The organism is Limnohabitans sp. Rim8 (assembly GCF_945869175.1).
In the GTDB taxonomy this organism is placed as follows: Bacteria; Pseudomonadota; Gammaproteobacteria; order Burkholderiales; family Burkholderiaceae_C; genus Limnohabitans_A.
Window position 1 is genome coordinate 1 of the sequence record NZ_CAMBNZ010000100.1, and the last position, 9,261, is coordinate 9,261.

Consider the following 9,261-nt stretch of genomic DNA (forward strand, 5'->3'; position numbering starts at 1 on the left):
ATGACGCGATCGGGTTTTTTGTTGGAAGGGGTCAGGTTGGCAAGACAGGTCTTGCCAACATCGACCGATCAGTGAGCAGCAGTGCCTTGTGAGGTGGTGCCGTCAAAGCTTGGGAAGCGGACGTTCTCGACCATGTCCTGAACTTCTTGCTCGGGTGCTTTGGTCAGCAGCGACACGATGATGATCACCGCAAAGCCCAGAGGCACACCAAAGATACCGGCCGAGATGGGGGCAATGTCCCACCAGGTGTTGGCTTTCAGGATTTCAGGCGTCAGCGAACCATTGTGGAACAAGCCGTACATCCAGGGATGTGTCTTGACCATGTAGTAGAACGAAATGCCCAAACCAGCCACCATGCCCAAGGACGCGCCCCATTTGTTGGCTCGCTTCCAGAAGATACCCAGGGTCAACGCCGGGAAGAAGGCAGCGGCTGCAAACGAGAAGGCCGCAGACACGAGGAACAAAATATCCGCCATGCGCAGCGACGCGACATAAGCCGCAGCCAAGGCCACGAACACCAAAATCACTTTTGAGAGCGCCACACGTCGGTTGGCCGAAGCATTGGGATCGATCACCTTGTAGTACACGTCGTGTGACAAGGCGTTGGCAATGGTCAGCAACAAGCCGTCAGCTGTTGACAAGGCCGCAGCCAAACCACCCGCTGCCACCAAGCCGGAAATCACGAAGGGCAAGCCACCGATTTCAGGTGTGGCCAAGACCACAATGTCGCCACCCAAACGAATCTCAGCCAATTGCAAAAGGCCGTCTTTGTTGATGTCAGCCACAGCCATCAGCGTTGGGTCCACCACGTTCCAGCGTGCAATCCATTCTGGTAGCTGGTTAAACGGTGTACCCACCAACAGCGTGTAAATGTCGAACTTGACAAGCACCGCCAAAGCAGGCGCTGTGAAGTACAACAAAGAGATGAAGAACAGCGACCAAGCCACCGACTCACGCGCTTCACGTACCGAAGGTACGGTGTAAAAGCGCATCAGAATGTGCGGCAGCGCAGCCGTACCGATCATCAAGCAAAACACCAATGCCAAGAAGTTTTTGCGCGCAATGTCTCTGGCGGCATCATCTTTGCCAGGGAAGGGCTCAGCATGTCGCAAGGGTGGTGCTGCACGTGCCGTGTTGGTGGTGCGCGCTGTGGTGTAAGCTGCTTTGGCAGCCGCTTCATCTTTGGGCAAAGCGGCGACAGCGGCTTCAGCTGCTTTGATCTCTGCTGCTGGTGCGTTGGCGGCCTTCAGCTCTTCCAGCTTTTTCGTGGCGGCTTCTTTGTCAGCGGCCATAGCAGCTGGCACATCTTTCAGCTTTTCAACGGCTGCATCCGCACGTGCTTTGAAGATCCCGCGAACTTCGAGTTCTTTGGGGTCTTTGAGCAGTTGCTCTTCTTTGGCTGTGACTTTTTCGAGCAGGTAGCCATAAGCCACTTGAGGCACTGGATTGCTGGTGTGTTTCACCGACAACCACACCACGGGGATCATGTACGCCACGATCAAGATCAGGTATTGAGCCACCTGGGTCCAGGTCACAGCGCGCATACCGCCCAAGAACGAGCAAACCAAGATGCCGGCCAAACCGACATACACACCCACGTCGAAGGACAGACCGGTCATGCGGGCTGTGATCAAGCCCACGCCGAAGATCTGTGCCACCACGTAAACGAAGGACACCAAGATGGCCGCAAACACGCCAATCAAACGTGCCATGTTGCCGCCGTAGCGTGCGCCCAGGAAGTCGGGGATGGTGAACTGGCCAAACTTACGCAGGTAGGGCGCCAAGAACAAAGCCACCAAACAGTAACCGCCGGTCCAGCCCAAGATGAAGGCCAAACCGCCGTAACCGGTCAGGTACAGCGTACCGGCCATGCCGATGAAGGAAGCTGCCGACATCCAGTCAGAGCCTGTGGCCATGCCGTTGTACATGGCTGGCACGCGTCGGCCGGCCACGTAGTATTCGGCCGCATCGTTGGTGCGACTCATCACACCAATGCCTGCATACAAGAGCACAGTGGCTGCCAGAAAGGCGTAGCCGATGTAATCTTTGTGCATGCCCATCTGTTCAAGGATGGCCAGCACGAAGACGAAAGCCGCAAAGCCAACGCCGTAGAAAATGAATACTTTGTTCAGAGATTTCTGAAACTGGCCTTGGGTTTGGCCTTCTCCGCCGAAAACGCTCATGCTTCTTCTCCTTCTGCCACGCCATATTCCTTGTAAAGGTTGTTCATGTAGCGGGCGTAGAACCAAATGATCAAGCAATAGACGATCAATGCGCCTTGGGCAGCCACCCAAAACGAAAATGGCCAGCCAAAAAAGCTGAACGTCAAATCACGTGAAAAGTACAAAACCACAAAGGTCACAAAGAACCACAGGGCCAGCAACAGCCCCGTGATTCTTAAGTTTTTGCCCCAGTACTCCTGGTGCCGAGCGGTGAGTTGCATCGTCATCTCCTTCTTGTTGAAAAAATAAACTACCGACTGTCACATTTCAATTTTTCAGACAACACCTGCAGGTGTTGTGTTTACACGGGTCTGTCTAATTTGAGCCCTGTTTCCCGCGCCAGTTGGGCGGCCACCTTGGGTTCGAAGCCATTCAAATGGCGCATCACTTCCAGGGCTTTTTCGGGCTCTTGCATTTCCATGTGCACGCGGGCCATTTGGTACCAGGCGTAGGGGCTCATGGACTGCAATTCGGTGTTCCGCTTGAACGCTACCAAAGAGTCGGCAAAACGCTGTTGGCGCACCAACACCAAGCCCAAGCCGTACCATGCGCGGTCCATTTTTTCGTCAATGTGAAGCGCGGCCCTGAAGGCCTGCTCGGCCTCTTGACTTCGTCCCAATTCTTCGCAGACGAAGCCCACGTTGAAGTGGGCATTGGCCTTGTCCGGGGTCAGCACCAGAGCGCGTTCAAAAAATGCCAAAGCCTGAGTCAAACGGCGATCGTTCAACTCCTTGAAGCCCACGCTGTTCAGGGCCAAAACGTCTTGTGGGTTGAGCTGGAGGATTTCTTGAAAGACCGCATGGGCTTGGTTGCGCAAGCCCAAGACCAAAAGAACTTTGGCTTGCAGGCGCAACTTAAAGCACCGGCCTCGGCTGGACGCGTTAGTGTGGGTGGGTGAAAGATGGGTTTTCACTGACATGCCGCGATCCCCATCTCAAGACAAAGTTCAATTTTGAACTGCACGACCACGACCCAGGCGATGATGAGCCAGCTGCTTGTGGCCAGTGGGATGTGTTGGTCCAGGATCAGTTTGGGGCTGATTTTGCGAGTGAACCAAAGCGCAGGCTTGGAGGCGACATCGAGCAATTGCCAAAAAACATTGTTGTCGCGTTTGGCGCCCGCCAACAAACCCAGCAAGAAGCGCCCGACGATGAACATGAGAGAAAGCTCAATCAGACTCTTGGCGATGACAACAGCGAGCAACATAAAACGTAATTGATGTAGATCAAGGAAACTTTGTGGATTCTATGAACTAGCTTGTTTCCCAACAAATGGGGCGAAAGCCCATTTAAAAAGTGAGTCAATATGTTTTTGAGGTGAACTTTTGAAGCCTTCATTCGAGAAACCAATGAAGCTGACAAATTTCTTACATTTGCGCATCGGTGAGCACGGAAATTTGGGCCTCAATTCAAGGGAAAACACCAACAAAATTCGGTTGAGCATATAAGGGGTTTTTCGGAGTCCTAAGCCATCTTTGGTGCGGCTGAAATCTCCGAATTGGCGGGTGGGTCTCAATGTTTGGGCATGCCAAAACGCGAGATTGGGGTGGCATTCATGCGCTGGTGGGGACGAATCCTGCACAGGCGAAGCGTTTTTTGTCGACCAATGCCAAGTGATTACCCTTGGTTTTTTGGGTATTTTTCGCAATACAAAATAATTTACTCGGGTTAATACTAGCTTGTAAGTATCTGTTGGTTCGCTGTCAGTACGTGGCAAGTGCCAGCCCCAAGAATCGCGCCAAGTTTCCGTGTCGGAGACTCTTTTTTGGAGACAGCTCTATGGCTACAACTGAAGCAAACCGCCCGATGACGGCGGAAGAGAAGAAGGTGATTTTTGCCTCTTCTCTGGGTACCGTTTTTGAATGGTATGACTTTTACCTGTACGGCTCATTGGCCGCCATCATCGCCAAGCAATTCTTCAGTGGCTTGGACGAAGGCTCTGCCTTCATCTTCGCGCTGTTGGCTTTTGCTGCCGGCTTCATCGTGCGTCCTTTCGGCGCCATCTTTTTCGGCCGCTTGGGCGACATGATCGGCCGCAAGTACACCTTCTTGGTCACCATCCTGATCATGGGTGTGTCCACTTTCATCGTGGGCATCTTGCCCAACTACGCCAGCATTGGTGTGGCCGCTCCCGTCATCCTGATCTGCTTGCGCTTGTTACAAGGCTTGGCTTTGGGTGGCGAGTACGGTGGTGCCGCTACTTATGTGGCCGAGCATGCCCCAGCGGGTCAGCGCGGTGCTTATACCGCCTGGATCCAGACCACAGCGACTTTGGGCTTGTTCTTGTCGTTGATGGTGATCTTGGGCACTCGGACCATCATTGGCGAAGAGGCTTTCGCTGACTGGGGCTGGCGCGTTCCTTTCTTGGTCTCGGTGATCATGCTGATCATCTCGGTGTACATCCGTTTGAGCATGAACGAATCGCCTGCTTTCGTGAAAATGAAAGCCGAAGGCAAGACCTCCAAATCCCCTTTGTCCGAATCGTTCGGCCAGTGGAAAAACCTGAAGATCGTGATCTTGGCCTTGTTCGGCTTGGTGATGGGTCAAGCGGTGGTTTGGTATTCCGGTCAGTTCTACGCTTTGTTCTTTTTGACACAAGCGTTGAAAGTGGACGGCGCCACCGCCAACATCATGGTTGCGATTTCTTTGATCATTGGTACACCGTTCTTCGTGATCTTCGGCACGCTGTCGGACAAAATCGGTCGTAAACCACTGATCTTGGCGGGTTGCTTGTTGGCTGTGGTCACTTATTTCCCGGTCTTCGAGGCGCTCACAAAAGCGGCTAACCCTGACCTTTATGCTGCGCAGAAGTCGGCCAAGGTGACCGTCACTGCTGACCCAGCAGAATGCTCGTTCCAGTTCAACCCCACAGGCACCAAGAAGTTCACATCTTCTTGCGACATCGCTAAACAGCGTTTGGCAGGTGCTTCTGTTTCCTACGAAAACATTGCAGCGCCTGCGGGCACCCCTGCCGTGATCAAAGTGGGCGAGACCGTGGTGAACGTCAAGTACTCCGCTGAAGACATCGCTGCTGCCAAGGCCAAGGCCGAGGAAAAGCTGGCGGCTTTGAATGCTGCAGAACCCAAAGACGCCAAGGCCATCGAAGCTGCGACCAAGTCTGTCAAAGACCTGAGCAACGAGAAGACCGCGGGTAACACTTTGTTGGCGTCCAACCTGGGCGCTGCGTTGAAGGCTGCCAACTACCCTGCCAAGGCCGACATGGCCAAGTTCGACAAGGTCACCGTCATCATCATCCTCACCTACTTGGTGCTGTTGGTGACCATGGTGTACGGCCCCATCGCCGCCATGCTGGTCGAGATGTTCCCCACCCGTATCCGTTACACCTCCATGTCCTTGCCTTACCACATCGGTAACGGCTGGTTCGGTGGTTTGATGCCCACAACCGCCTTTGCGATCGTGGCCCAGACCGGCAACATGTACAACGGCTTGTGGTACCCCATCATCATCGCCGGTGCAACTGTCGTGATCGGTGGCTTGTTCATCAAAGAAACCAAAGACGTTGACATCTACGCCAACGACTGATCGTTTTTTGTAAGCATCCCGGGGTGACTCGGGTGCTACATTCTGGGCCTTCCCTCTGTGGAGGGCCTTCTTTATTTTGGAGATGAATGATGTGGAAACTCGTTGTTGGATTCGTGATCTTTGCTGCCTTGGCCCTGTATGTCATCAGCAAAGGCGGTGACAGCCTGGACATGAGCGGTGAAAAGCACGGCGCAGACGCTGTGCACTCTGAGCCTGCCAAGACCGATGCCTCCGCACCTGTTGCACCTGCCGTCGCACCGGCTTCAGAGGCCAGCGCTGCGAAGTGATGCCCCTCTGAGTGCTTGACCTCGGTCAAGCGTCTCAAACCAAAGCCACGCCTGTGCGTGGCTTTTCTTTTGGGCACCAGACTTGTCATGACCTGGGCCCTAGAATGTTTGGCCTTCATCCGAAAAAGCCCGCCCATGTCCCAAGGTCTCATCCGCATCCGTGGTGCCCGTCAGCACAACCTCAAAAACATCGACTTGGACATCCGCACGGGTGAACTGACCGTGGTCACCGGCCCCAGCGGTTCGGGCAAATCGAGCTTGGTGTTTGACACGCTGTACGCCGAAGGCCAGCGCCGATATGTCGAGACCTTCAGTGCCTACGCTCGCCAGTTCCTCGACCGCATGGACAAACCGGCTGTAGACAAAGTCGAAGGCGTGCCCCCGGCCATTGCGATTGACCAGACCAACCCGGTGCGCAGCTCACGTTCCACCGTGGGCACCATGACCGAACTGAACGACCACCTCAAGCTCTTGTTCGCCCGCCTGGGCCAGCTGTTTGACCAAGACACCGCACAGCCCGTGCGCCACGACAACCCCGACACGATTTACGCCGAACTGGCCCAGCTTGCCGCGCAAGCCGGTGACCCCCGCCTTTACCTGACCTTCCCGGTCGAACTGCCCGCCAACACCAGCGCGGAGCAGGTCGAACAATGGTTGTCGGCCAGTGGTTTCACCAAAGTGCAGGCCGAGCGTGAAGTGGCCACGCCCACCGGCCCGCGCAAAGTGCTGGACGTGATCGCAGACCGCTTTCGCATCGGCGCTGCCGAAAAAGCCCGGGTGGTGGAAGCCATCGAGGTCGCGCTCAAACGCGGCGGTCGCCTGAATGTGTATGTGGAGAAACTGGGGTCAGATCCCAATTTTTCTCCTTCCGAATCCACTTTCGACATCTGGCGCTTTTCGACAGGCCTGCACTGCCCTGACAGCGACCAGCGCTACACCGACCCGATCCCCTCCATGTTTTCCTTCAACTCGGCCGTGGGTGCATGCGAGACCTGCCGGGGCTTTGGGCGGGTGATCGGGGTCGACTACGGACTGGTCATCCCCAACCCCAAGCTCACACTGCGGGCTGGTGCCATCAAAACGCTGCAGACGCCCGCCTGGCAAGAGAACCAGGACGACCTGATGCGCCATGCCGAGGCGGCAGGCATTCCGCGCGACACCGCTTGGGACAAACTGACCCAGGCGCAACAAGATTGGGTGATCCAGGGTTCGCCCGAGTGGAAAGGCCGCTGGAACCACCAGTGGTACGGGGTGAAACGCTTTTTTGAGTACCTGGAGAGCAAGGCCTACAAGATGCACATCCGTGTGCTCTTGTCCAAGTACCGCAGTTACACCGAATGTCCAAGTTGCCAAGGTGCGCGCTTGAAGACGGAAAGTTTGCTGTGGCGCATCGGCAGCCACGCCGATGCCGATGGGGTTTTGCCGGTCGAAAAGCGTTTCATGCCTGCGGGTGTGAAGTGGACGCGTGCCCAGCTCGAAGCCTTGCCAGGCCTCAGCTTGCACGACATGATGATCATGCCGATCGACCAGCTGCGCCAGTTCTATGACCGCATGAGTGCATCGGCTGTGGCGCTGGCCTCGGTTGATGCCGAAGCGCAAGCGCTCAAACTGCTGCTCGAAGAAATCACCACCCGCCTCAAATACCTGTGCGATGTGGGCATCGGCTACCTCACCCTTGACCGCCAAAGCCGCACGCTCAGTGGTGGCGAAGTGCAGCGCATCAACCTGACCACCGCATTGGGCACGTCGCTGGTCAACACCCTGTTTGTGCTGGACGAACCCAGCATTGGCCTGCACCCGCGTGACATGCACCGCATCACCTTGGCCATGCACCGCCTGCGCGATGCGGGCAACACCTTGGTCGTGGTCGAGCACGACCCGGCCGTGATGATGGCCGCCGACCGCATGATCGACATGGGCCCCGGCCCTGGGGAGCGCGGTGGGCATATTGTGTTTGACGGCAGCACCGCCGACCTGCGCAACGCCGACACCCTCACCGGTGCGTACCTGGGCGGGCGCAAGCAAGTGGGCCTGGGTTTCAAACGCATGGTCACCGACAGCACGCCACGCTTGATTTTGGAAGGCGCTCGCGAGCACAACCTGCAAAACATCAGCGTGGACTTTCCGTTGCAGCGCTTGGTCACCATCACCGGTGTCAGCGGCTCGGGCAAATCCAGCTTGATCCAAGATGTGCTGGCCCCGGCCTTGCAGCGTTACTTTGGCAAAGCCACCGAGACCCCTGGCGCACACGACCGCTTGCTGGGGGCGGATCACCTGAGCGATGTGGTGTTTGTGGACCAGTCGCCCATTGGCAAAACCGCCCGCTCCAACCCGGTGAGCTATGTGGGGGCATGGGATGCGATCCGCGAGATTTTTGCCACCGCGCCACTCTCGCGCCAACGGGGTTACACCGCCAGCAAATTCAGTTTCAACGGTGGCGATGGGCGCTGCCCCACCTGCGGCGGATCGGGTTTTGAGCACGTCGAGATGCAGTTTTTGAGCGACGTGTATTTGCGTTGCCCCGATTGCGATGGCAAGCGTTACCGCCCGGAAATTCTGGAGATCACCGTCGAGCGCCAAGCCTTGGGCCAGCCGCAGCCGCGCCACCTGAATGTGGCCGATGTGCTGGACCTGACGGTGAGCGAAGCGGCGGCCTTGTTTGCACAAGACCGCGACGTGATCCGTGCCCTGCAACCCATCGTGGATGTGGGCCTGGAGTATGTGAAGCTGGGCCAGCCCGTGCCCACACTGTCGGGTGGTGAGGCTCAGCGCTTGAAGCTCGCGGGCTTTTTGGCCGAGGCCGCCAAAAGCGCGTCCAAGAGCCGCCAGAGTCTGGCGCGCAAGGGGACGCTGTTCTTGTTTGACGAGCCGACCACCGGCCTGCATTTTGACGACATCGCCAAGCTCATGCGGGCTTTACGCAAGCTGCTGGAAGCCGGGCATTCGCTCATCGTCATCGAGCACAACCTGGATGTGATCCGCGCCAGCGATTGGCTGATCGACCTGGGGCCAGAGGGCGGTTATGCGGGTGGCCTGATCGTGGCCGAAGGCACGCCCGAAGACGTGCGCCAGCACCCGACATCGCACACGGGGCTGGCTTTGCGCGAATACGCCGAGTCCATGGGGGAGGTGCATGGTGTGGCTGAGCGTTTAAATGTTTATGGGGGCGAGGCTGCGGTGTCAACCACTGACACCGCAGCCTCGCTGGTT

7 protein-coding genes are annotated in these 9,261 nt (G+C 56.7%); 3 read left to right on the forward strand and 4 right to left on the reverse strand.

The features are described from left to right. Window positions 1-68 precede the first annotated feature (68 nt). The 4 genes from Q0O19_RS12685 to Q0O19_RS12700 all read right to left on the reverse strand — a co-directional run bounded on the left by Q0O19_RS12685 (window position 69) and on the right by Q0O19_RS12700 (window position 3,428). Window positions 69-2,183 (reverse strand): sodium:solute symporter family protein, encoded by a 2,115-nt coding sequence (locus Q0O19_RS12685; protein WP_295523536.1) that lies wholly within the window; start codon window positions 2,181-2,183, stop codon window positions 69-71. Then, window positions 2,180-2,443 (reverse strand): DUF4212 domain-containing protein, encoded by a 264-nt coding sequence (locus Q0O19_RS12690; RefSeq protein ID WP_295523538.1) that lies wholly within the window; start codon window positions 2,441-2,443, stop codon window positions 2,180-2,182. The genes Q0O19_RS12685 and Q0O19_RS12690 overlap by 4 nt, the downstream gene beginning before the upstream one ends. Window positions 2,444-2,523: 80 nt before the next feature. Further along, a complete protein-coding gene (locus Q0O19_RS12695; RefSeq protein WP_295523540.1) occupies window positions 2,524-3,141 on the reverse strand; it encodes a tetratricopeptide repeat protein in 618 nt (205 codons plus the stop codon). Next, window positions 3,132-3,428: a hypothetical protein gene (locus Q0O19_RS12700; protein ID WP_295523542.1), complete on the reverse strand. Its 297-nt coding sequence runs from the start codon at window positions 3,426-3,428 to the stop codon at window positions 3,132-3,134. Before Q0O19_RS12700 ends, Q0O19_RS12695 begins: the two co-directional genes overlap by 10 nt. Before the next feature lie 572 nt (window positions 3,429-4,000). On the opposite strand from Q0O19_RS12700, the gene Q0O19_RS12705 reads away from it, so the two are divergent. The 3 genes from Q0O19_RS12705 to uvrA all read left to right on the forward strand — a co-directional run. Then, window positions 4,001-5,764, forward strand: a complete 1,764-nt coding sequence (locus Q0O19_RS12705; RefSeq protein WP_295523544.1) for an MFS transporter — start codon at window positions 4,001-4,003, stop codon at window positions 5,762-5,764. 89 nt (window positions 5,765-5,853) lie between these two features. Beyond that, complete coding sequence (locus Q0O19_RS12710; protein ID WP_295523546.1) at window positions 5,854-6,051, forward strand: hypothetical protein; 198 nt, start codon at window positions 5,854-5,856, stop codon at window positions 6,049-6,051. A gap of 135 nt (window positions 6,052-6,186) precedes the next feature. Beyond that, a partial coding sequence (gene uvrA, locus Q0O19_RS12715) for an excinuclease ABC subunit UvrA (RefSeq protein ID WP_295523549.1) occupies window positions 6,187-9,261 on the forward strand: 3,075 nt, incomplete at its 3' end.

Coding starts and splice junctions, on each gene's coding strand:
- Q0O19_RS12685 (WP_295523536.1), bottom strand. CDS start 2,183: ATGAGCGTTTTCGGCGGAGAAGGCCAAACCCAAGGCCAGTTTCAGAAA.
- Q0O19_RS12690 (WP_295523538.1), bottom strand. CDS start 2,443: ATGCAACTCACCGCTCGGCACCAGGAGTACTGGGGCAAAAACTTAAGA.
- Q0O19_RS12695 (WP_295523540.1), bottom strand. CDS start 3,141: ATGTCAGTGAAAACCCATCTTTCACCCACCCACACTAACGCGTCCAGC.
- Q0O19_RS12700 (WP_295523542.1), bottom strand. CDS start 3,428: ATGTTGCTCGCTGTTGTCATCGCCAAGAGTCTGATTGAGCTTTCTCTC.
- Q0O19_RS12705 (WP_295523544.1), top strand. CDS start 4,001: ATGGCTACAACTGAAGCAAACCGCCCGATGACGGCGGAAGAGAAGAAG.
- Q0O19_RS12710 (WP_295523546.1), top strand. CDS start 5,854: ATGTGGAAACTCGTTGTTGGATTCGTGATCTTTGCTGCCTTGGCCCTG.